18 protein-coding genes and 1 pseudogene are annotated in these 20,267 nt (G+C 60.5%); 5 read left to right on the top strand and 14 right to left on the bottom strand.

Translation table 11 applies throughout. The features are described 5' to 3' along the window. Window positions 1–12: 12 nt before the first annotated feature. The 10 genes and pseudogenes from KX928_RS14660 to KX928_RS14620 all read right to left on the bottom strand — a co-directional run bounded on the left by KX928_RS14660 (window position 13) and on the right by KX928_RS14620 (window position 10,314). Window positions 13–1,137, bottom strand: coding sequence for an alpha/beta hydrolase (locus KX928_RS14660; RefSeq protein ID WP_219504109.1), 1,125 nt, complete (start codon window positions 1,135–1,137; stop codon window positions 13–15). A gap of 350 nt (window positions 1,138–1,487) precedes the next feature. Continuing rightward, the gene (locus KX928_RS14655) at window positions 1,488–2,486 is read right to left on the bottom strand and encodes an AraC family transcriptional regulator (protein ID WP_219504106.1); all 999 of its coding nucleotides are present in this window, start codon (window positions 2,484–2,486) and stop codon (window positions 1,488–1,490) included. A 606-nt stretch (window positions 2,487–3,092) separates the two neighbouring features. Then, the gene (locus tag KX928_RS14650) at window positions 3,093–3,929 is read right to left on the bottom strand and encodes an alpha/beta fold hydrolase (RefSeq protein WP_219504104.1); all 837 of its coding nucleotides are present in this window, start codon (window positions 3,927–3,929) and stop codon (window positions 3,093–3,095) included. 59 nt (window positions 3,930–3,988) lie between these two features. Further along, window positions 3,989–4,732 carry a GNAT family N-acetyltransferase gene (locus tag KX928_RS14645; protein ID WP_219504101.1) on the bottom strand — a complete coding sequence of 248 codons (744 nt, stop codon included), beginning with the start codon at window positions 4,730–4,732 and terminating at the stop codon, window positions 3,989–3,991. A 4-nt stretch (window positions 4,733–4,736) separates the two neighbouring features. Next, a complete protein-coding gene (locus tag KX928_RS24085; RefSeq protein WP_257883865.1) occupies window positions 4,737–5,087 on the bottom strand; it encodes a glutaredoxin in 351 nt (116 codons plus the stop codon). A 123-nt stretch (window positions 5,088–5,210) separates the two neighbouring features. Next, window positions 5,211–6,212 (bottom strand): annotated as a pseudogene (locus tag KX928_RS24080) (PLP-dependent cysteine synthase family protein); the annotation flags it as partial. A gap of 123 nt (window positions 6,213–6,335) precedes the next feature. Beyond that, a complete protein-coding gene (locus KX928_RS14635; protein WP_219504097.1) occupies window positions 6,336–7,568 on the bottom strand; it encodes an NAD(P)-binding domain-containing protein in 1,233 nt (410 codons plus the stop codon). Between the two features lie 370 nt (window positions 7,569–7,938). After that, window positions 7,939–8,502, bottom strand: a complete 564-nt coding sequence (locus tag KX928_RS14630; RefSeq protein ID WP_219504096.1) for an OsmC family protein — start codon at window positions 8,500–8,502, stop codon at window positions 7,939–7,941. Window positions 8,503–8,569: 67 nt separating this feature from the next. Then, entirely contained in the window at window positions 8,570–9,277 is a 708-nt protein-coding gene (locus KX928_RS14625) for a hypothetical protein (protein ID WP_219504094.1), read from the bottom strand. An 80-nt stretch (window positions 9,278–9,357) separates the two neighbouring features. After that, window positions 9,358–10,314, bottom strand: coding sequence for a homocysteine S-methyltransferase family protein (locus KX928_RS14620; RefSeq protein WP_219504092.1), 957 nt, complete (start codon window positions 10,312–10,314; stop codon window positions 9,358–9,360). Between the two features lie 553 nt (window positions 10,315–10,867). Between KX928_RS14620 and KX928_RS14615 the strand changes: the two genes are divergently transcribed. Both KX928_RS14615 and KX928_RS14610 read left to right on the top strand, forming a co-directional pair. After that, window positions 10,868–11,242 (top strand): c-type cytochrome, encoded by a 375-nt coding sequence (locus KX928_RS14615; protein WP_219504090.1) that lies wholly within the window; start codon window positions 10,868–10,870, stop codon window positions 11,240–11,242. A 151-nt stretch (window positions 11,243–11,393) separates the two neighbouring features. Continuing rightward, complete coding sequence (locus KX928_RS14610) at window positions 11,394–12,662, top strand: PQQ-dependent sugar dehydrogenase (RefSeq protein ID WP_219504088.1); 1,269 nt, start codon at window positions 11,394–11,396, stop codon at window positions 12,660–12,662. Window positions 12,663–12,717: 55 nt separating this feature from the next. Here KX928_RS14610 and KX928_RS14605 read toward each other — a convergent pair whose 3' ends face one another. Then, complete coding sequence (locus KX928_RS14605) at window positions 12,718–13,299, bottom strand: SH3 domain-containing protein (protein ID WP_219504086.1); 582 nt, start codon at window positions 13,297–13,299, stop codon at window positions 12,718–12,720. 631 nt (window positions 13,300–13,930) lie between these two features. On the opposite strand from KX928_RS14605, the gene KX928_RS14600 reads away from it, so the two are divergent. The 3 genes from KX928_RS14600 (at window position 13,931) to KX928_RS14590 (ending at window position 16,402) form a co-directional block, all read left to right on the top strand. Next, a complete protein-coding gene (locus tag KX928_RS14600; RefSeq protein WP_219504083.1) occupies window positions 13,931–14,506 on the top strand; it encodes a DUF4956 domain-containing protein in 576 nt (191 codons plus the stop codon). A 26-nt stretch (window positions 14,507–14,532) separates the two neighbouring features. Next, window positions 14,533–15,312, top strand: coding sequence for a polyphosphate polymerase domain-containing protein (locus KX928_RS14595; RefSeq protein WP_219504080.1), 780 nt, complete (start codon window positions 14,533–14,535; stop codon window positions 15,310–15,312). Window positions 15,313–15,613: 301 nt separating this feature from the next. Then, window positions 15,614–16,402 carry an inositol monophosphatase family protein gene (locus KX928_RS14590; protein ID WP_219504078.1) on the top strand — a complete coding sequence of 263 codons (789 nt, stop codon included), beginning with the start codon at window positions 15,614–15,616 and terminating at the stop codon, window positions 16,400–16,402. Window positions 16,403–16,404: 2 nt separating this feature from the next. On the opposite strand, the gene KX928_RS14585 is transcribed toward KX928_RS14590, so the two are convergent. From KX928_RS14585 to KX928_RS14575, 3 genes are read right to left on the bottom strand one after another with little or no spacing between them, the layout of a single operon-like run. Then, complete coding sequence (locus KX928_RS14585) at window positions 16,405–16,971, bottom strand: histidine phosphatase family protein (RefSeq protein ID WP_219504076.1); 567 nt, start codon at window positions 16,969–16,971, stop codon at window positions 16,405–16,407. Then, window positions 16,972–18,039 (bottom strand): ABC transporter ATP-binding protein, encoded by a 1,068-nt coding sequence (locus KX928_RS14580; protein WP_219505071.1) that lies wholly within the window; start codon window positions 18,037–18,039, stop codon window positions 16,972–16,974. 5 nt (window positions 18,040–18,044) lie between these two features. Next, window positions 18,045–20,264, bottom strand: a complete 2,220-nt coding sequence (locus KX928_RS14575; RefSeq protein WP_219504074.1) for an ABC transporter permease — start codon at window positions 20,262–20,264, stop codon at window positions 18,045–18,047. Window positions 20,265–20,267: the final 3 nt, after the last annotated feature.

Here is a 20,267-nt window from a genome sequence, read left to right as displayed (position 1 = left end):
GGCGACAGTCAATCACCGCGCTGGCCCCTGCCCGATGTCTTCAATCCAGTGGCGATCAATGAACTGCATTGTTTCCGGCAGAATGGCCCGCCAGAACGACCAGTCATGTCCGCCGTCCCGGACGCGAAGTTCCGGCTTAAGACCCAGCAGGCGAAGGTCGAGGAACATCTCCAGCGTGCCGTCATATGCACCGAAGTAATCGTCGTCACCGACGGCGAGCAGCACATCGGGCATATCCTCGCTCATGGCCGCAAGCGGGGCGTAGGCAAAGGGCGACTCGACAAGATAGCGACCCATATTGAAGGGCTCTCCGAAGGTCTTCTCGTACCAGCGTTCGCGTGTTGCGTATCGCGCGCCGCCCGGACCGTGACGCCATGATGCCCCGCCCGGCTTGAACAGCCCGGGGCTGAGGGCAACCACCGACCCGAAGAGGTCGGGATGCTTGAATGCGAGGCGCAGTGCACCGTATCCGCCCATCGAGACGCCAACCACACTTCGGCCATTCGCGTGGGCGAGGGTGGGGAACCGGCTGTCGATCTCTTTGACAAGCCCCAGCACAATGGCGCTTTCGTAATCTCCGGGTCCGCCAAACCGGGCACTGTCAACATACCAGCTTTTCCCTGCCGATGGCATGACCGCGATCATCGGTGCAATGGTCCCGTTGGAGATGAGCTGGTCGAGGGTCGCGGGAAGATCACCAAAGCTTTGCCACTCCGCCCCGGAAGCGCCAAACCCGTGCAGAAAGTAAACAACAGGCAACCGCGTCCCCTGTGCACATTGATCATCCGGCACGTAAACATCGTATTCAATCGCCGGGGCGTGTGTTCCTGCCTCGGTGGTCTGCTGCGTGAAGACCGTACCTGCACCGGCGGCGGTTGCGGCCATCAAGAGCACATGGACAGCGGCGGCCAGGAGGCGCAGGGCATAGGCTATCAGGTCCGCGGCCCGGAGCGTCGTCGCGTTGTTCCAGAAATGCATTTTGATCTCCGCTCCCATCGAAGACGCCACGCCGCTACCTTGATGTCCGGAATATCCGTGCCCGCCGTTCCACATATGGCGCGCGTCCCCGCAGATCGGGCCACGGCTTTGAGACCCGGCTCTGTCACGGCCGGAAGACCCTTGCAGGAGTGCGGCCACTTATCACTCTCCCGGGGCTTGGAGGTGACTGCCCGGCAGGTCTGGCAGGCGCATTCCCTTTTTTGGGTCACAAGGTTGCCAACCCGGACCGCGCGTCAGACTGCGAAAATGAGATCTCATGGCTTTAGTTCCTCTTCACGGGGGCCTTGCCTGATTACGACCCGCATGCCCGGAGGCGAATGACGCAATCGCCGGATGGTGTGACCCAACCGCCAAATCACCTAACGCGGCCCCAGATGTGCCGGGGACACGGGTCAGGGGACTGACGATGACCTCGCATAATCCGCCTTCGCCGGAAGGATGAATGTCAGCCGCGCGCTGCCTTCGAAACACCATCCCGGATTCTTGGCTCAGGCAACTGCCCCAGGGTCCCAAAGCGCCCGCTTCTCAGCGGTGCGCCAGGCAGCAGGGGACGTGCCGGTTTCCTTTTTGAAAGCGCGTGAAAACGCCTCCGGTGCGTCATATCCGACGCGAAAGGCAATCGCGGCCGTTGGAAGCTCTGTCTCCCGCAACAGCGACTTGGCCGTGGAAATCCGCTGCGCAAGAACGTATTTGCGCGGCCCCACACCCATCACTTCACTGAACCGGTCCACGAAGGAGGAGCGCGACATGCCAACGTGTTTGGCAAGATCTTCCACGCGCGGCGGGTTCGACACATCGGCATGAATGCGCGCCAGCGCCCGTGCGATGCGTGGATGGGCCATGCCGCTCAACCAGCCCACGGGCGTCGGGTTGGTCTCAATATGCGTGCGCAGGGCCTCGATGAGCAGGAGGCGGCACAGAGCGGATGCAACCATGTCGCGAGCATGACGCCCCGACGCCAGTTCCCGCGCCGCCATGGCGACAGAGGCTTCGATCCAGGAGCGGGTTTCAAGGCTTTCGATGCTGATCACCAGAAGCTCCGGCAGCATGTCGAACAGCGGACTTGGCACCGTATTGCTGCCAATGAAACCACAAAGGATCCGCGTCCGGTCGCCACCGCCGCCATGGGCAATCCGCGCAAGCCCGTCCGGATCCGAAGGCAGCAGCAGATCATGTCCGCACGCCGGTCTTCGGCTGCCCTCGCTGGACAGCACGTGAAGCGGGTTCGATGGTAGAAAAATGACGTCTCCCGGCTTTGCGCGACAGTATTCCCTGTGGCCGCGCGACGTATCGAGCGACACTACCGCCTCGCCCTCTGTCACGATGTGATAGGCAATAATCTGACCCGGTATCGACATATAGGGCGCACAGTCTTTCTCGGTAACATGCGAGGTGATGGACCAAGGCGCAGTAAAGTCGGCGCTCAGGAAGATCGCTCCCACGAGGTCAAGGGAGTCCACAATGTCTGTCAAAGGATTACGTTTCATATCGGTTCCAAATCTCTGGTACTGGCAAAAACTACTTGCGGTTCAATTCTCAATGCGTGATTTGAGCTGAATATTTTTTCAGTCCCGTTTCGGTGACTGGTCAGCTTAGTCCTTGCCACCTACACACCGCTCAGCCGCAAATCCTGAAGAAAACCTGAATTTACACTGAAACGATATTGCGTATCAGGTACCTGCACATGCCCGGCAGCGGTTGCAGGTACCTGATCGCGGTAACGCGGGCGCATGAAGTTCACGCGAACACAGCGGGGCTGCGAATGTGATCACCTCAGGGGCGGCACCTGTGCCCGTTGTCAGGCAACCACGCACATCTCAGTCTGGCGGGCAGATCGCGCAAGCTCTCCGGGCACATTTTGCGTGCACCGCATAAATCGAACGGGATTTGCAGCATAATATGCACCCCCATGCAGGGCGGATAGCTTGGGTGCCGCAAACAGTCGGCCATCTGGGCTTTCACCAGGTCGGGCACCACAGGGTAATTTTAGACATGCCTATCGCCCGCCTCTCCAGTCCCCGTATTCGGCTTCCGCCGGCCCCGGTCGTCGGGTTGATCAGTTGTTTTTGTTCGCCAAAGGCCGCGCGCGCGGCTCACGTCATGCGTGATGCACGACCGGACAGCTGTTCAACGTGATCTCTGATAATACCCGATACCTTTTTGCGGAAGGTGAAAGGACCCAAGTGCCCGGCCCCGGCGAGTTCGACAAGAATTGCCTGCGGCATTTCTTCCGCCAATAAGGCGACAACCCGTTGTGCATGGGCACGGGTCTGTGCGCCGCTTATCAGCGTCACGGGCAGGGAGGGCGGCAAATGCGGCCCCTGCTGCTCGTAGAGCAGCGCACCGAAGTCCAACGCTGCCTTCGGTGCCCAGGCTATCAGTTCCTGCTGCCTGTCCGGTCGCAGCGCCAACCAGGCGCCCAAGCCTCCCCAAAAGTCAGTGAATGCCTCGGCAACATAAGCCGCGTGGCCAGTGCGCACTTCTTCTGCCAACGAGGCGGCAAACGTCTCAAGCTCGTGGTAGAGCCGCAGATCATTCGGGTCTGACCGCGCAAGGAGGCTGAAGGATGTGGGCTCATAAAGGCACAGGGAAGCGACATGCTGCGGGTAGTGGCGCGCGATGTGAAGCACCAAGGCCCCGCCATAAGAATGACCGACGAGGTGCACCGGTCGGCGCGCCCTGCGCAGGTGATCCACAAGGGGCCGGGCTTCTTCTGTCAGCGTATAGGACTGCATCGTCCAGCCCGCGGCGGCTGCCTCCGGTCCTGCAAGGGTCGGGGCAATGAAGGCGGTATCGCCGTTGAAAAGAGGGGCGAGATGCGCCCACTGCGACCCGTTCGCGCCCGAGCAATGCAGTGCCATGACAGGTGTCGCATGCGCCTGCCCGGAACGCTCAACATGAAAAAAACCTGTCTGTGAATTGGTATTCATAACGGTCTCCGGAAAACATGAGTGAAAGTTGTAGCCAACTTTGGGGTCGCCCGGGCGCGTCACCCTGGCGGAAGCGGAGCTGTTGCGCGCGCGTCGGCATGCACCAGCGTCACGATGTGCATCTGGCGGCTTACGCGGAACCCCAGATGATGGTAGAGGGCGATTGCCGCGTGGTTGTCCGCGTAAGTGTGCAGTATCGGGGTTTCACCGCGCGCCACTATGCCCCGCGCCACATGCATCACCAGCCGGCGGGCGAACCCCTGTCCCTGGTACGCCGGGTGAACGCAGACGGCGCTGATCTCGCAATAGCCGGGCAGCCGCAGCCGCTCTCCCGCCATGGCCACGAGGCGACCCCCGCGCCGAATGCCCCAATACGCCCCCAGCAGATGGGTGCGGGCGGCAAATGGGCCGGGCTCGGCACGTGCCACAAGGCCCAGCATCTCCGCCACATCGCCCGGCGTCAGACGCGAAATCATGCCCGCTTCACCTGCCGCGACAGGCTGTGCGAGTATCATCTGCACCCCGGCTGCCTCACGCGTGCAGGCGAGCCCTGCGGGAACCTGCACCACGTCGGATTGCATGAAAACAATACCGTTCATGCGCCGCCGGGTCAGGCGTTCCAAGCAGGACTGCGTCTCTGGCGCAGTTGGGTCAACGGCCCCGAAGGGCGCAACATCTTCGGAATAGGCGCAGGCCGGGCCATCTGTTTCGGCAAAGCCGGTGTGACGCGTTTTCAACGCCGCCCAGACTGGCCGATCAAGGGGTTCCGGTTTGTGGCTGAGACGGATAAATGCTGCGTCCATGGCCTCAGACCCCAGCTCTCGCGGGGCGGCGCACCCATTTTGGCAGATAATCCATCGGATTAGCGACCGGTCTGAAATCAATCGGAGGCGTGAGTTGCGTCAGCCTCTGGGCAAGCGTGCCGTCATCCGCCGCTGCAAGCACCTCGTCCGCACCGCCAACCAGCGTGCCGCCAATGAAGACCTGTGGCACCGTCCGCATACCCGTATGCGAGAAGAGCGCGCGCAGCACCTCGCCCCCCCGATCCTCCTGGCGATACTCGGCGCTGTCGACATCGATGGACCGGAAAGGCACCCCGGCCGCATCAAGGAGACGCCTTACGGCCCAGCAGAACTCGCACCACTCAAAACCGAACATCACAACAGGATCGTTTGCATCGTCTATGACCGCCCTGACGAAATCGAGCATTTCTTCGGAGACCGGCGGGGCCGGCTCATTCCGGGTGGACGCCGGTGGTGTCACCGGTGCCTGCGCCCTGGCGGATCGCGCAATTTCCGCCTCCTCTTCGTCCATTTCAACCTTGATGTGATCGAACAGCGGTGTTGACAGATATCGCTCGCCCGTATCGGGGACCATGGCGAGGATCGTGCTGCCCTCGGGTGCACCTTCCGCCAGCGCAATCGCCGCGGCGACGGTGGCCCCGCCGCTGATCCCGCAGAAAACGCCCTCCCGCCGCGCCAGCTCCTGCGCGACCCGCAGCGCGTCCGCGCCGGGGACGGGTTGGAAGATATCAATCCGGCCAGCGTCCTGTACGTCACCGGCCAGCTTGGAGATGAAGTCGGGGGTCCAGCCCTGCACGGGATGGGCGCGCGCGTTCGGATGGCTGCGCGCGGCCGCCCCATCCGGTCGCCGCAGTTGCGGCACGCCGCTGGCGAGGAGCTGCGCATTGTCGGGCTCCGCAACGACGATGCGGGTGTCGGGGCTGTGCTCTCTCAACTGACCCGCGACGCCGTTCAACGTGCCACCCGTGCCGACCCCGGTCACCCAGTAGTCAAGCCCGATTTCCTCGAAGTCACCGAGGATTTCCTGAGCGGTCGTTTGCGCGTGAAACTCTGCGTTGGCTTCATTTTCGAACTGTCGACAAAAGAACCAGCCCCGCGCCTCGGCCAACCGTTCGGCGGTTCGAAACATACCCGTTCCACGCTCGGAGGCGGGCGTCAGGATAACCTTTGCGCCCAGGAACCGCAGCAGTTTCCGGCGTTCGAGGCTGAAATTCTCGGCCATGACGATCACCAGCGGGTAGCCTTTTTGCGCGCATACCATGGCCAGTCCGATGCCAGTGTTGCCCGACGTTGCCTCGATGACGGTCTGACCGGGTTTCAGCGCACCCGACCGCTCCGCATCCTCGATCACGGCGAGCGCCAGCCTGTCCTTGACCGATCCCAGCGGGTTGAAGGCCTCAAGCTTGGCAAAAAGCGCCACGTGGTCCGGCCCGATGTTGTTCAGACGGACCACCGGTGTGCCGCCGATGGTGTCGAGAATGGATGCCCTCGGTCCGTTCCGGGCCGCGCGGTTCGGGTTTGTGACGCCAGACCCGGCGTTCTGCTTTTCGGCAAGTTCAACGAATAAGTTCGACATGTTTAAGCTCCTTTTTACGCGGCCTGTTCAGGCGGCGCGGCACGCGTCGAGGTGCCGTTCGATATGAATGGAAAGATCATGCGTGTCCGCCGCCGCCCCCGAGATCTGGTGCGACCGGCGGCGGCGCAATATGGGCAGCCCCAGCACGTAAAGCCCCTGCACCGGACAGATGCCGCCGTCGTGCCGCAGCCGACCGCGGGCATCAAAGAGCGGCATATCCATCCACCTGTGGTCAGCCGTATATCCGGTCGCCCAGACGACTGTGCGAAGAGACCCGCTCAGTTCCAGTGAGAGGCGGGGGGTGGTGCCCAGGACGGTCGGTTCCGGCCGGTCGGGTGCGGTGATCCGGCCGGGTTCTGCCATGGCTGCGATCCAGTCATCAATGCGCTGAAGCGTGCGGTTCATTTTGAGATCCGCGGATGATGTGAGGCTTTCAAGACCACCCGAGAAAAGTGCCCTGCCATCGCGCAGCGCAGACAATCGCCCGGTGATTTCAACGCCAAGGGCCTGCAGTGCATTCAGATCGACCGCGCTGGCGCCATGAAGCTGTGCAGAGGGTACCCTGCGCGCACGAGAGAGGTCTTCGATCTCGCCCGCGCGTTCGTCGCTTATGCCGCAGACATCAAGCCAGTGATCAATGTCGCGCCCGCGGTAGCGGCGCGGCAGGCGCAGGTGTCCGCCTACCGCCAGAATAACCTGCCTGCCCGAAAGCTGCAGTTCGCGGGCGATCTGAACGCCGGACGCCGATGCGCCGACAACAAGAACGTCGCCGGGCGGCAGGGCCGCAGGATTGCGGTAGCGATCCGTGGTGATCTGAAGAATGCCTGGCGGGATGTCCCCTGACAGCGCGGGCACCCTGGGCAGCCGGGTTGCGCCCGTTGCGTTCACAACTGTCTCGGCGCTGTAGGGCCCCTGGTCGGTTTCGATGCGAAACCCCTGAGCCTCGCGGGTAAGCCGTGTGACCGTCACACCGCCGCGCACCGGGGCGGCTATCGTTTTCGCATACAGCTCCAGACTGTCGGCGAATGCCGTGGCCGACATATAGCTGTCACGGTCGGGACCTTTGTACGGCGCGCCGGGAAGGCCATTGGCCCAATTGGGTGTAATCATATGCAGGCTGTCCCAACGCTCTGTGCGCCAGGCGTGGCCCGGACCGCCACGTTCGAGAACGACGTGATCGACAGACCGGCAGGTCAGGGCCCGGCTCATGGCGAGGCCGGCATGCCCTGCGCCGATGATGATGGCGGTTGCGTGTTTCATGTCGCTGCCTTCTGCGTCCGGAAAACCCGGCCACATTGTGTTTCTAAGAGAGGTCAGGGCGCCCGGGCGGGCACCCTGTTTGGAACCCGTGCAGGTTAGAACGGCAGGTCGGTTCGTCGGACCGGCCTAAAAAGATCGCCGCGCGTCAGTCCGATATCGTTGAGCAGCCTTTCGTCCATGTGCCTGTCAAGCCGACCGATTGGCCGGCGGCGGGGCGTGCCTCGCCGGGTGAGGATGAACTGTCGGATCCTGCTGATCAGATTGGCTTCCGGCGCGGTTGGTCGTTCGGCTTTCCGGCAGCGGGCCTCCGCCTCTTGAGCATGAGTGTGCATTGCAAAGTCCTTTCGTAAGCTGCTGCGGTCAGGCGGCGTCAGACGACGGTCACCTGAACGGCAGTTGGGTTGGTGAGAATGTCGAAGACGGCGGAACGCTTCTGCGCTTGTGCGACCAGTGCCGCGATGTCTTCGCTCGAGGCATCAGCGTCGATGTCGAACGTCACGCGCACGGCCTTGAAGCCGTTGCGGACATCCGCGTCGATGCCAAGGATTCCGGCGATGTCCATGTCGCCCTCAAGCATCGCCCTGACCGACCGGAGCTTGATGCCGCGGTTTTCGGCCACCGACGCGACGCCCGCCGTCAGACAGCTTGCCAGGGCGCTCAGCACGATTTCGACGGGTGTTGGCCCCATGTCTTCGGCTGCGAATTGTGGCGGGTGATCCGCGTCGATCGAGAACCCCTGCCTGTGGCTCTGTTCTTCTCCGAGGCCGAAAAACCCTTCGATTGTGGAGCGGCTGTGAACACCATCAATCCACTCACAGGCTGCGCGCCAGGTGAATTGCGCGGCGTCGGGCGCCGCCTCAAGGGCTGCGCGTGCGTCAAGCAATGCCTGAACGTTGACGCCGTTCTTCTGGGAAGTTTCCGTATTTAAGGTCATGTGAAGGTCTCCTTTTCTGTGTTGAAATCGGCGCGGGCCCCGATCGGCCCCGCGCCGGCAGTGGGCGTCAGAGGCCCGGGCGCTGCGGCAGCGCGGTGAAAAGCTGGATGTGTGCGCTTTCGCCAAAATCGCCGGGCATGACACCGTAGGTCATGCCGTCGCTGTGCCAGTTGACTGCAAGGCCCGCAGTCAGCTGTTCGCCGGACAATTGCAGCGCTGTGTCAAAGCTCTGATCGAAAGTGGCAGATCCTTCCGCATCGGCGACAAAAACCGACTGGCTGCCGTCGAACGCGCCCACCGGCAGATCGAATGTGCCGATGAACGGATCGGTTTCGCCATTGACCATGAAAAAGTGCCACAGCGTGTAGACCCCGTTTGGAACAAGCCCCTCGAACTCGACGGTCAGATGACCTGCGCCATCTTCGACATGGTAGTGTCCGATGCCAGAAGCGGACAGCCAGTCACCAAGGGTCAGATCGAGCTTTGCGCCCTTTTTGAACGGGCCAACGGCTGCGGGGTTGCCCGGATCATGCGGCTGCGGTTTGGCGGCGGCGAAAAGCGGTGCGTTGAGGTTGCTGTCATCAGGACCGGGCCGATAGACTTTGCCCTGCGAGGATCCGCGCGTGACGTAGACATCCTGCTCTGCCACGCCCGCTTCGACGTGGGACAGGAAGGTGATGTCGAAAGCGACCGCCGGGCCTTGCCCGTCCGCATCGACCGCCCAGGCCGGCGCGGCGAGGGTTGAGGTCATCAGAAGAAGTGTAAGAGTTCGCATGATCTGTTCCTTTTGGTTTGCAAATATGTGCGGCACTGCCGCGGTTAGCTCCGCCGTCCGGACGGCGGTATCTTGGAAGTTCAGGCGGCCCGCGCCGGGAGACAGGCATGGCCGATCTCATGAATATGGCGATGGTCGGTGCCGCAGCAGCCGCCGAAGACACGCAGGTTCGGCAACAGCGGCAAGAGGCTGGCATAGTCACGCCCAAGCGCCCTCGGGTCGCCCACGTCAAGCGTTTCGGCCTCGTCAAGCTCGGCGTGGCTCTTGCGCGACGCGTTTGCGCGCAACCCGCCTATCCTGAGCGGCCAGTCTTCCCGGGTCTGCAACGCTGACCGGAAGTGATCCGGGTGCGCGCAATTGATCATGTAGTAGCTGGGGCCACCGGACGGGTCGGCATCGACCTCGCGGATCGCGTCACCCAGCGTCTGTCCGGACGGCAGCCGCCCGTCAGTTTCTACCGTGAAGGCCAGCGCCAGGGGCATGCCCAATCGCCTGCAGGCCCGTGCGATCCCGGCTGCCTCACCGGCGTGCGTCATGGTGATTGCACTGATCATGTCGACACCTGCCGTCGCAAGCGTCGCGATCTGCTCGGCGTGATAGGCGTCTGCGGCACTTGGCGTCAGTAATTCGTCAGCGATATAGCCATCCGACCTGGGCCCCACATTCCCGCTGACGACGAATGGCGCCGCGCCTTCGTACCGCGAGCGCAGATCAAAGAGCATGGCGACAGCTGCGCGATTGGCGTCCGCCAGTGCCCTCGCATCATAGCCTAGCTGTGCGCCCCAGACGCGGCTGGCACGCCAGGTCGCGCTGTCAAGGATCAGGCCCGCGCTTTGCGCGTGCGCCACCTGAATGTAGCTTTCATAGTACCGTCGCAGGGCGTCTTGCCCTTGCTCGCTACTCAGCAGAGTAAAGGCGGCAAAGAGCGGCAGATCCAGCCCCTCGTGGAAAATCAGAGTGGTCTCGATGCCGCCATCGGTCAACAGATGTGTGGTGCCAAGTTGCGGCAGGCGGTTTCGATACTTTGGTTGCGTCATGGCGTCACCGTGTTTTGCTTGTCTGAGAGCAAACTACGCAGCGCCATGCCGCCTGCGAATGACGCGACCGCCGGGCAATATGACGTAACCGCCGAAACTTCTCACACTGGCGTAAGCGGGGCAGGGGGTTCGCGCTTCCCGTGAGCGCATGGGGGCAAATCCGCTGCAATGGGTGGCGCGAGAGACGGTCGGCCCGTGGCAAAAACAAAATCGGAGATAAAGACGCAATCCTTAAGGCCAGAACATCGCTTGGCAGGGCCGCACCGGATGGCGGTTGAGCGCCCGGTACGGCACCGCATTTGAACCAAGGGCGAACGCTCACATCTGCCGCCGCTGTTGGTGCAATCAAAGCAAACGTATCGCGAGGTGACGCTGGCAAAATTGACCGCACCCATTTTCAGGTGACGGCCAAGCCACCCTCATGCTGCCCCATCAAGGTTGATTTTCTGACGCAAGCCGCGCTACGCTGGTGGAGCCGACAAAAGGAATTTCTGTTCTGGCCGGTGTCTTATCTCCAGCAGCGCCGATGCACCGAATAACAGAAAGGAACGAGATGCAGGCTTCGCTGTCCTTACCGTCTATGGCCATTGTTGCGATGGCCCTGTTTGCTGCGGCGTCTTACTCAGGAAACCCGGCGCAGGCAGAAGGCGTCACCGATGCCAAAGCCGACGCAAGGTCGGGTGACGCAGGTCTGGGTGAGGTGCTCTACAGGAAAACATGCCGTGCCTGCCACGGCCCCACAGCGAAAGGCATGGCCAGCTACCCGAAGCTTCGTGATCAAACTGTGTCCTATCTTGTCGATAAGCTGGAACGATATCGCGCAGGCGAAAAGTTAGGTCCGAACACGGCTTTGATGGCGCCCCGCGCGAAAGAACTATCCGACGAAGACATCCTCAATATTTCGACTTTTATCGCCTTGCTTGAATAGCGACGACGCGTGGTGAGGGCAGATTTCGAAACTGGGATCAAAAACAGATTTTGGAATTACTGAAGACTACCCATCCGGGCTGAGGCAGCCACCGTAACAAGTGCCCCACATCCATCGAGCGGGATGAAACAGAACCTTTTGGGAGGAAAACATGGCTACTTTGCAACGCTCTTGGGCGCTTATGTTTGCTGTTGGCACGATTTTCGGCGCAGCCCCGGCAATCGCGCAAAACACGACCAGTCTTTCGCATACAGTCGTGCTGGAAGACCTTGAAAATCCATGGGACATGGCGTTCCTGGACGACGGAACGATGTTCTACACTGAAAAATGCAAGGGCCTTTCGGTTCTCTTGCCATCGGGTGATACGATGGCCATTCTGGGCATGGGCGGGGTTGAAGGCTATGGGTCCAATGCCGACGATCTCTTCTGCGAGGGCCAGGCCGGTATGATGGGCGTCGCGGTTGATCCGGACTTTGACGACAACCGGCGCATCTATGTCTATTCGACCTCAAACATGGTGACACCGCACACCAATCGCCTGATGCGCTTTGTGGTCAGCGATGATTTCTCGAACGTCTCTGACCGGACCGATATCGTCGAAGATGTGCCCTACAAAATGAAGGCCTCCGACCACCCGTTCGGCGGCCCCGGCGCACATAACGGCGGTCGTGTCCGGTTCAATCCGGCGGACGGTTATCTTTATCTGACAACAGGCGATACCCACAACGGCGTGGTGCCGCAGAGCCCGACGATGATGGGCTCCAAGGTTCTGCGCATCGACACCACCGGCGCGCCCGCGGATGAAAACACCCCGCCTGTCGGCTTCGATAAACGCACCTACACCTATGGTCACCGGAACGTGCAGGGCATTGCCTTTCACCCGCAGACCGGCACTGCGATCACGGCAGAGCACGGGCCCTGGCATTCGGACGAGATCACGGTTCTGCGCAATGGCGGCAATGCCGGATGGGACCCGCGCCCGAACATGGCTGGACGTGGCGACTGTCCTGACAACTACTGCGGCTACACGCCAAACCAGATGGTGGGCCTGAACCGTTTCCAGCGTGCGGCGTATATGCCGATGACCGATTTCGAAACCTACCCGGACGCCATGCCACCGATCTGGAACAACAACGGCTGGTCACAAGGCACGTCATCGGCGGCCTTTCTCGAAGGCGCGGCCTGGGGTGACTGGGAGGGCGCCCTTGTGGTTGGCATCATGGGCATCGGCTTTGGTGGCACGCCGCTCGGCCAGCGTATCGATGTGATCCAGCTATCCGACAACGGCACCGATGTTGTGGACGTGACCGAGATGACCCTGCCAATGGAGCCGGGGCGCTTCCGGTCGCTGGTCATGGGACCGGACGGCAGCCTCTACGCGGCTATTGACGAAGGGATGATCCACAAGATCACGCCCTGAGCATCAAACAGACGGCGCCGTCCGGGGACGGCGCTGTCTTCCGGGCACATGCGCGTCATTTCCCCAACAAGAACGCCTTTGGCATTTCATATCGCTGGTCATCGACGCGGATCGTGTAGGTGTCGCCGATCAACTGCCAATCCGTATCCGTGCCAACGCCGGACATCGTCGCGTTGGCCCGCATGAATTGGCCGTGCGTAAAAAACAGATGGCGCGTAAAACCGTTTTGAAATGTCACAAAAACGGTCGCATCGCCGCCGCCGCTGCGCGCAATCGCGGCACGACATTGTCCCAGGGCTTGACCCTGTTCCTGCGCACAGGAAATCGTGCTTGTCGCATCGAAGTCGTTCGCCCGCGCCCGCTGTTTGCTGGTGTCGGTTCCGGTTGGGATGATGCCGTCGGGACCTTTGGCAGGCTGAAGATACGCGGCCTGAACATAGCCCTCGTTACCTCCGCGAAGGGGGATAACCTTGCACCAGACCTCGCCCGAAACTGCGGCGCATCCCAGGTTCGAAAGAACAGCGCTTCGGGGAAATTCGGTGCGTGTGTCGGCGTCGGTTGCTGGCGCAGAATACAACACAAGACCGTCGGTCATCACCTCCAGTCTTCTCGGGCCATTGTCTTCGGGCGCGGCCATTACGACCGCCGGGTCGCTGGTCTGCGCTAAGCATGGGTCGCCTGCGCCGACAGTCGCCACTCCGATGACCGAACAAGATAATGCGCGAAGCCCTGTCGCGACCATAAATGAGCCCTCGCCGTAGGATGCGCAAAGATCCCGTGACCGGGACATGCTTAAAGTCTTACAAAGCTCAGTCCCGCACTCGGCGGATGTTACCACAATCCTCGCCGCCGGGCCAACTTGCGGAGCGCGCTACATCGGATTGGCGGTGCTTTCATTGGCTCGTACCGGTGATCGATCTGCGGGTTACCGCTTCCTCGGAGGGCGTTTGGATCATATTGCCGTGGCGCGGTGAATGCGGACAACCTTGCACGCAGAGCGACTGACCGTTTTTTTCCGCTTGGGGTTTCGTACGGGACCATGATCCGAGTGGATTTGTGACTGCGGACAACGGTCACCTTGAGCAACCGCATTTGACCCCACGGTCCGCCAGACCGGATAGGCGCTTCCGGTTGCAAAAGGGTTGTCACAAAACGTTCATTAATCTGTTACACGCGGGTAATCAGCCGCACAGGATGAGTTCATGCGTCCTGCGCAATAGTTGATCCGTAGGGTGCCTGCTCCGAGGCGCCAGTCAAGGATCACAAATATGCTCGAACAAGTTCTCGCCCCCGAAACGCTCATTCGATTCATCATCAACATTGTCGCCATGTTGGTGCTGGTTTTCGGATTGTACTATAGCCGCTATCGCGACAAGGAACTTGTGACGGCGGCGTCGCTTTTCAACGTTTTCGCCTTTGGCGTGCTCACGGTGCTTTCTTCCGTGGAATTCAGTCTGGCGGCCGGGTTTGGCCTGTTTGCAATCCTCGCACTTTTCACCCTGCGATCAGAGCAGATTTCAAAAGTCGAAATCACCTATTTCTTTGGCGCGATCGCTATCGCTGTCATCTGCTCGATTCAAGGCACGGAAATCGCCTTTGTCGGCGTGATTGTCTCGCTGGTTCTGGCGGGGGCGTGGGCACTTGATCATCCGCGCATTCTACAGTCTGCCGATGGCGTCAAGATCACGCTCGACAAGATCGACCCGCACGCCCTGTCGGACCCCGAAACCATGCGCAAGGACCTGTCCAACCGCTTGGGTGTCGATGTGATGTCCTATCAAATCACCGCGCTCGATTACATCAACGACATGGCGCGTATCAACGTGTTCTTCCGCAAGGCTTAACCCCCCAAAAAACTCAGGAGGCTGACATGGATCTCAATGTCGCACAAACGCTCGCCGGTTTTGAAAAGATCAGCCTAGAGGGGCTGAACAGCAAAGCGGCCATGCTTGAACGTCTTGATAACAAGTACATTCTTCCGGCCGCGACTTTTAAACCTGCCTTGGAGAAGTTCTCTGAACGTTTCGACGTTCTGGAGATCGATGGCAAGCGCGCTTTCACCTATGCGACCAGATATTACGATGACGCAGAACTGCGCGGCTATTACGACCATCACCAGGGTCGCCGCAAACGATGCAAGGTCAGGGTGCGCGAATATGTGGACGCCGGCTTCAGCTATCTCGAAGTGAAGCTGAAGGACAAGCGCAAGATAACCGTCAAGAAGCGGCTGAAGGTCAATGATCAGACAAACCCGCTGAACGATCGGGCGGTCGCATTCATCGAAGCCAACTACCGCGACATCTACGCGGAAGGTTTCGGCAAAACGCTGCATCCCGTGATCGCCATGAAGTACTTGCGCATCACACTGGTCGCCAAGCAAGGCGGAGAGCGCATGACCATCGACACCCGTCTTCAGTTCGAGGCAAACGGTGTCGCGCGTGCGGTTGAGCCTGACATGTTCATCATTGAAACGAAATCCGCCCGCGGCAACGGACATGCTGACAAAATTCTGCGGGGCCTGCATCTGCATCCGACGAAGCACTGCTCAAAATACTGCATCGGGCTGGCTTCGACCGGCGCGGTCGCACGTCAGAACAATTTTCTGCCAGCACTCAAAAAACTGCGGCTCGCCGACGCGTGTAGCATCTAAATCTTCCCGCAACAGAACATCGGAGACCGACCACGGCTTGAGTGAACAGTGCATACCTCCCTGGCTAGTTCAGATGATAGCCCGCCGACTAGGTCGGTTTCCTGACCGCACAGGTACCGCTTTTGGCGCTTGCATCGCGCTGAATATGGGCGCCAAAGACATCGCCACCCAAGTGGGCCGCAGTGACCGTGGCCGCTACTGTCCAGGCTCTCGACCCCTGGCTGATTTCGGACCAGAGGGTCTGACTTCGGGGTAGGATGGCTGCATTGCATTCTGCGGTCACTTGGCTCAATCTCACCCAATGAACCTGGAAGAAAAATCCGCTTTTGCGATCGATCTCTGTCAATTGGCTGGCCGAAAGGCGCGCGGCTATTTCGAAAACAGGCAAGAGCTTAACGTTGATCAGAAGGGCGCTCAGGATTGGGTCAGCGACGCGGATCGCAATGTGGAATTGCTGATCCGGGATCATATTTCCGAAAGCTGGCCGCGCGATGGTATCTTCGGTGAGGAGCATGCCGCAACGCAGGGCCAAAGCGGGTTCGACTGGGTTATCGACCCCATAGACGGCACGACAAACTTTGTTAACGGCATCCCGAACTGGACAATCGTTCTGGCCGGCGTGGCCGACGGCAAAACGCAGGTCGGCGTGATCCACGACCCGATTACACATGAGACTTTCGCGGCAATTCGCGGCGGTGGCGCCATGCTGAACGGTGCTCCCATCCATGTGAAAACAGGGGTTGGTCTGGATAGTGGAACCGTCGCCGTAGGGTATTCAAACCGAATTGACGCTCGAAATGTCGTGCCGGTCGTGCAAGCACTTCTCGACCATGGTGCCATGTTTCATCGCAATGCCAGCGGGGCGCTGTCGATTGCCTATGTCGCAGCCGGGCGGCTTCTGGGCTATGTCGAGGAACACATGAACGCGTGGGACTGCCTTGCCGGCCAATTGCTGATCGAAGAAGCGGGCGGGATCGTCGAAAAGCAGGACGCCGACGAGATGATCCGCAACGGCGGGCGTGTGATCACGGGAACGCCGGAGGTTTTCGACACCCTGAAGAAAATTGCAGTATCGGCGTGGAAGGCCTGAGCTTAACCGATTGATCTCCAGGGATGACGTGGCACCAGATTACCCAAGTCAGCCGACCAGTAATGTCCCTGGCCCGGCTGATCGTGTACCCGGCTGATCGGTAGACGCGACAGGGCGCAGTACAAAAGCGTGCCAACCGCGCCATGCGATACGATTGCCAGATCACCGCGCCCGTGGCCCGCGACGATGGATCGAACGGCGGTCACGATCCGCGATTGCGCATCTGTTGCGCGCTCCCATCCCCTGAACGAGGTCTCCGGGTTTGCAAAGAACGCATCCGCCGCGCGTTCGAAAACCTCCGGTGGCAGAAATCCCGTGGCCGTCCGGTCATTCTCCCCCAGGCAAACGTCCTGCTGCACGGGCACGTCAAGATAAGCTGCAAGGTGTTCTGCCGTGTCCCGAGCTTTACGTTCCTCACTGGACCAAATGGCAGTAACGTCAGACAGAAGAGCAGAGCGCGCGAACGCCCGCGCCCGTGCGTGCCCGGTCTCGTTCAGGCCCCACTGGGTGACCGGACAGGCTGCATCCACTGCAACTTCGGGGTGCGATACGAAGATCAACGAGGCCATTTAACCTTCGTCGGGGAGCAGCACCGGCCCCTTCCCGGCAAAGGTCATCCGCAACTCGCTCCCGACCTCGAAAGGCGTGTCGACATTATCCTGCACTGCAAAAACCTGCCCGAAGTCTCCGGTCAGCGTGTACTCCATGCGCACGCCGACATAGGTTGCCTTGGCAACGCTTGCTTTTACGCCCGTCTCTCCACCGATGACGATACGCGAGGGCCGCACAGCCAGCGTCGCTGAACCTGGTCCAAGGCCGCGCGCGGGCAGATCATGGCGGTAGTTTTCGATTTCAATGGTGGCCACGTCTCCGTCCACCGCCACGATCTGGCACCCGATCAGGTTGGCTTCACCGATGAAGTCCGCCACGAACCGGTCGTTGGGGGCGTCGTAAAGCTGTCGCGGCGTGCCGATCTGGGCGATGGCGGCGTTTCGCATGACCACAATCTCGTCCGATACGGCAAGCGCTTCTTCCTGGTCGTGGGTCACATAGACGACGGTCAGCCCGAGATCCTGCTGGATTGCGCGGATGTCTTCGCGCACCTGGCGCCGCAGCTTTGCATCGAGATTTGACAAAGGTTCGTCGAACAGGAGCACCTGCGGTTCCAGAACCAGGGCACGCGCCACCGCGACACGCTGTTGCTGGCCGCCGGACAGCTCCGACGGCAGGCGGCCATCAAATCCTTTCAGTCCCACCAGTTCCAGCCCTTTAAGCGCGCGTGCCCGCGCCTCTTCCTTGCCGAAGCCGGAAAACGTCAGCCCATACCTGACATTTTCCAGAACGCTCATATGAGGGAAAAGCGCGTAAGACTGGAAAACCATGGAAACGTCACGATCCGTGGCAGGCAGTTTCGTGACATCGCGGTCACCGATGAGGATACGCCCGGAACTGGCCATCTCCAGCCCCGCGATCATGCGAAGGGTTGTCGTTTTACCGCAACCGGACGGCCCGAGCAGGGTGACCAGTTTGCCGGCATCCACATTCAGGTTGATGTTATCCACGGCAATAACATCCTTGCCAAAAACCTTGGAGACATTCTCGAACCGTACTGGCGCGGCTTTGCTGGCAATTGTCATGTCGCTCATGTCGACCTCCCTGCGCCGAAATTGGTTCGCCGACCGATCTGCACCCGGCCAACGAGGAACTGTAGAATGCCCACGGCGGACAGCATCACAAAGATCAACGTCGTGGAATAGGCAATTGCGAGCCCGTAGTCGTTGTTTTCGACACGCCCGATGATGTAGCTGGTCGCCATGTCATATTCAGCTGATACGAGGAAAATGACGGCTGAAATCGCGGTCATTGCGCGCACAAAGCTGTAAACTAGGGCGGCGAGGATCGCGGGCCTCAGCAGTGGCAGGATCACGCGGCGGAAGGTCTGCCACGAATTCGCCCCCAGCGTCAGAGACGACTCGTCAAGCGATTTGTCGAGCTGACTCATACTGGCAATTCCCGCGCGCACGCCGACGGGCATATTCCTGAAGATGAAGCTGACCACCAGAATAACGCCGGTTCCCGTGATCTCGATCGGCGGCACATTGAACGCGAGAATATAGCTTACTCCGATCACTGTGCCCGGAATGGCAAAGCTGAGCATGGTGCCGAATTCAAAGGCGTTCTTGCCGGCAAAGCTTTGCCGTGTGAGCAGGTAAGCCGTTACCAAACCCACAGCGGCGGTCAGCGGTGCGGCGATGGCTGCAATGGTGATCGTCGTCCAGAAACTATCCCATGCCGCGCCCGTCCAGCGGATGCCCTCGGCTTCAAAACGCACCGAAAAGGCGGTGATATAATGCTTGAAGGTCAGTGAGTTGTTCACGCCCCACAGCTCGACCACGCTGCCGTAGATGATCATGCCGTAAACGACAGCTGTGAACAAAGCCCACCCCAGAGCCACGCACATGACAGGCGCAGCAAGGCCCGTCGGCATCAACGGATGCACGCCTGCATCTCCCTTTCCTGACACCGTCGTGTAGCTCTTTTTCCCCAGCCAGGCGCGTTGTGCATAGAACGCGGAAAGCGTGAAAAACAACAGAACCATGGCCAGAACCGCCGCGCGACCCTGATCGTATTGCGCGCCGACGATAGCAAAGAAAATCTCGGTCGAGAGGACATCGAAATTTCCGCCCAGGACAAGCGGGTTGCCAAAGTCGGCCATGCTTTCGATGAAGCCCAGCAGGAAGGCATTTGCCAGACCCGGCCGCATCAGCGGCAGGGAAACCGTGCGAAACGTCTGCCACCGGTTGGCGCGCAATGTCTGCGCGGCCTCCTCCATTGACGGCGACACACCCTCGACCACGCCGATGAGGACAAGAAAGGCGATGGGGGTGAAGGCCAGTGTCTGCGCGATCAGCACGCCGGGCATCCCGTAGAGCCAGCGCGTCGGTTGCGTGCCAAAGACATCAGCGAAAAAGACGGTGACTGTCCCGGACAATCCGAAAAGCAGGATCAGCGCCAGCCCGATCACAAAGGGCGGCGTGATAATCGGCAGCACCGTGAGCGCCCGGATCGCGCGTTTGTAGCGAAAGCCCGAACGCGTCACGACCAGCGCGAAACACAGGCCCAGAACGGTTGTGATGAACCCGACAAGAAGGGCGAGAAAGAGTGAATTCCACGCGGCCCCACATCTGGCACCCGCAAGGCACCCCAGCCCCCAAAGGCGATCATCAAAGAACTTGGCGGCGAAGACGGACAGGGAATAGGCGCCGTCCTCTGTAACAAAGGCGGCAAACAGCATCTTGGCGATGGGAAAGAACACGAAGGTGGTGACAATGGCGATCACCCCGCCAATTGCGCCGACAACAAAAACATCGCCATTGATGGCACCGCGGGCGGCAATGCCCTGCGTCAGCAGGAACAGAAACGCCGATGCCGTGATCATAGCACCGTAGCCCATGCCGAACTGTCGGTCGCCCAGATCGCCAAGTAACGCGCTGAGCCAGTCAAAGTTGTAGCCACGGATTCCAATGCCAAAACCCTGTGCAATCAACCAGGCAAAGCCCATCGCGCCGGACAGGATCAGCAGGCGCGCGTACCACGGGTCCGATTTCGTGCGACGCAGCGCAAGAAGCGGCAGCGCCAGTGCCAAAAGCAGCGGTGCGAGCCACAGTTTTTCACCCTGGCCGATCAGGAAGAGGGCGGGCGCATAGTCTTCGTCGAACGGATAGCCATCCACCAGCCACTCAAACGACAGCAATCCGTCTTCCAGCATGTACCATGGCAGAAGGCAGTAGCCGACCCACCCGGCGATGATCCATAAGGTCAGTACCGGGTGAGTGGTCTTATCGTTTTCGGATGCGCGCAAGGT

The sequence above is a fragment of the Roseobacter insulae genome (assembly GCF_019375555.1).
In the GTDB taxonomy this organism is placed as follows: domain Bacteria; phylum Pseudomonadota; class Alphaproteobacteria; order Rhodobacterales; family Rhodobacteraceae; genus Roseobacter; species Roseobacter insulae.
The sequence above is the reverse complement of the archived record's forward strand: the minus strand, read 5'-3'. Positions and strand labels throughout refer to the sequence as shown.

Excerpts from the sequence above, each read along its gene's own strand:
- KX928_RS14655 (WP_219504106.1), bottom strand. The coding sequence starts at position 2,486 with ATGAAACGTAATCCTTTGACAGACATTGTGGACTCCCTTGACCTCGTG.
- KX928_RS14630 (WP_219504096.1), bottom strand. The coding sequence starts at position 8,502 with ATGACCTTAAATACGGAAACTTCCCAGAAGAACGGCGTCAACGTTCAG.
- KX928_RS14615 (WP_219504090.1), top strand. The coding sequence starts at position 10,868 with ATGCAGGCTTCGCTGTCCTTACCGTCTATGGCCATTGTTGCGATGGCC.
- KX928_RS14645 (WP_219504101.1), bottom strand. The coding sequence starts at position 4,732 with ATGGACGCAGCATTTATCCGTCTCAGCCACAAACCGGAACCCCTTGAT.
- KX928_RS14595 (WP_219504080.1), top strand. The coding sequence starts at position 14,533 with ATGGATCTCAATGTCGCACAAACGCTCGCCGGTTTTGAAAAGATCAGC.
- KX928_RS14590 (WP_219504078.1), top strand. The coding sequence starts at position 15,614 with ATGAACCTGGAAGAAAAATCCGCTTTTGCGATCGATCTCTGTCAATTG.
- KX928_RS14605 (WP_219504086.1), bottom strand. The coding sequence starts at position 13,299 with ATGGCCGCGCCCGAAGACAATGGCCCGAGAAGACTGGAGGTGATGACC.
- KX928_RS14635 (WP_219504097.1), bottom strand. The coding sequence starts at position 7,568 with ATGAAACACGCAACCGCCATCATCATCGGCGCAGGGCATGCCGGCCTC.
- KX928_RS14585 (WP_219504076.1), bottom strand. The coding sequence starts at position 16,971 with ATGGCCTCGTTGATCTTCGTATCGCACCCCGAAGTTGCAGTGGATGCA.
- KX928_RS14610 (WP_219504088.1), top strand. The coding sequence starts at position 11,394 with ATGGCTACTTTGCAACGCTCTTGGGCGCTTATGTTTGCTGTTGGCACG.
- KX928_RS14620 (WP_219504092.1), bottom strand. The coding sequence starts at position 10,314 with ATGACGCAACCAAAGTATCGAAACCGCCTGCCGCAACTTGGCACCACA.
- KX928_RS24085 (WP_257883865.1), bottom strand. The coding sequence starts at position 5,087 with ATGTTCGGTTTTGAGTGGTGCGAGTTCTGCTGGGCCGTAAGGCGTCTC.
- KX928_RS14650 (WP_219504104.1), bottom strand. The coding sequence starts at position 3,929 with ATGAATACCAATTCACAGACAGGTTTTTTTCATGTTGAGCGTTCCGGG.
- KX928_RS14580 (WP_219505071.1), bottom strand. The coding sequence starts at position 18,039 with ATGACAATTGCCAGCAAAGCCGCGCCAGTACGGTTCGAGAATGTCTCC.
- KX928_RS14625 (WP_219504094.1), bottom strand. The coding sequence starts at position 9,277 with ATGCGAACTCTTACACTTCTTCTGATGACCTCAACCCTCGCCGCGCCG.
- KX928_RS14600 (WP_219504083.1), top strand. The coding sequence starts at position 13,931 with ATGCTCGAACAAGTTCTCGCCCCCGAAACGCTCATTCGATTCATCATC.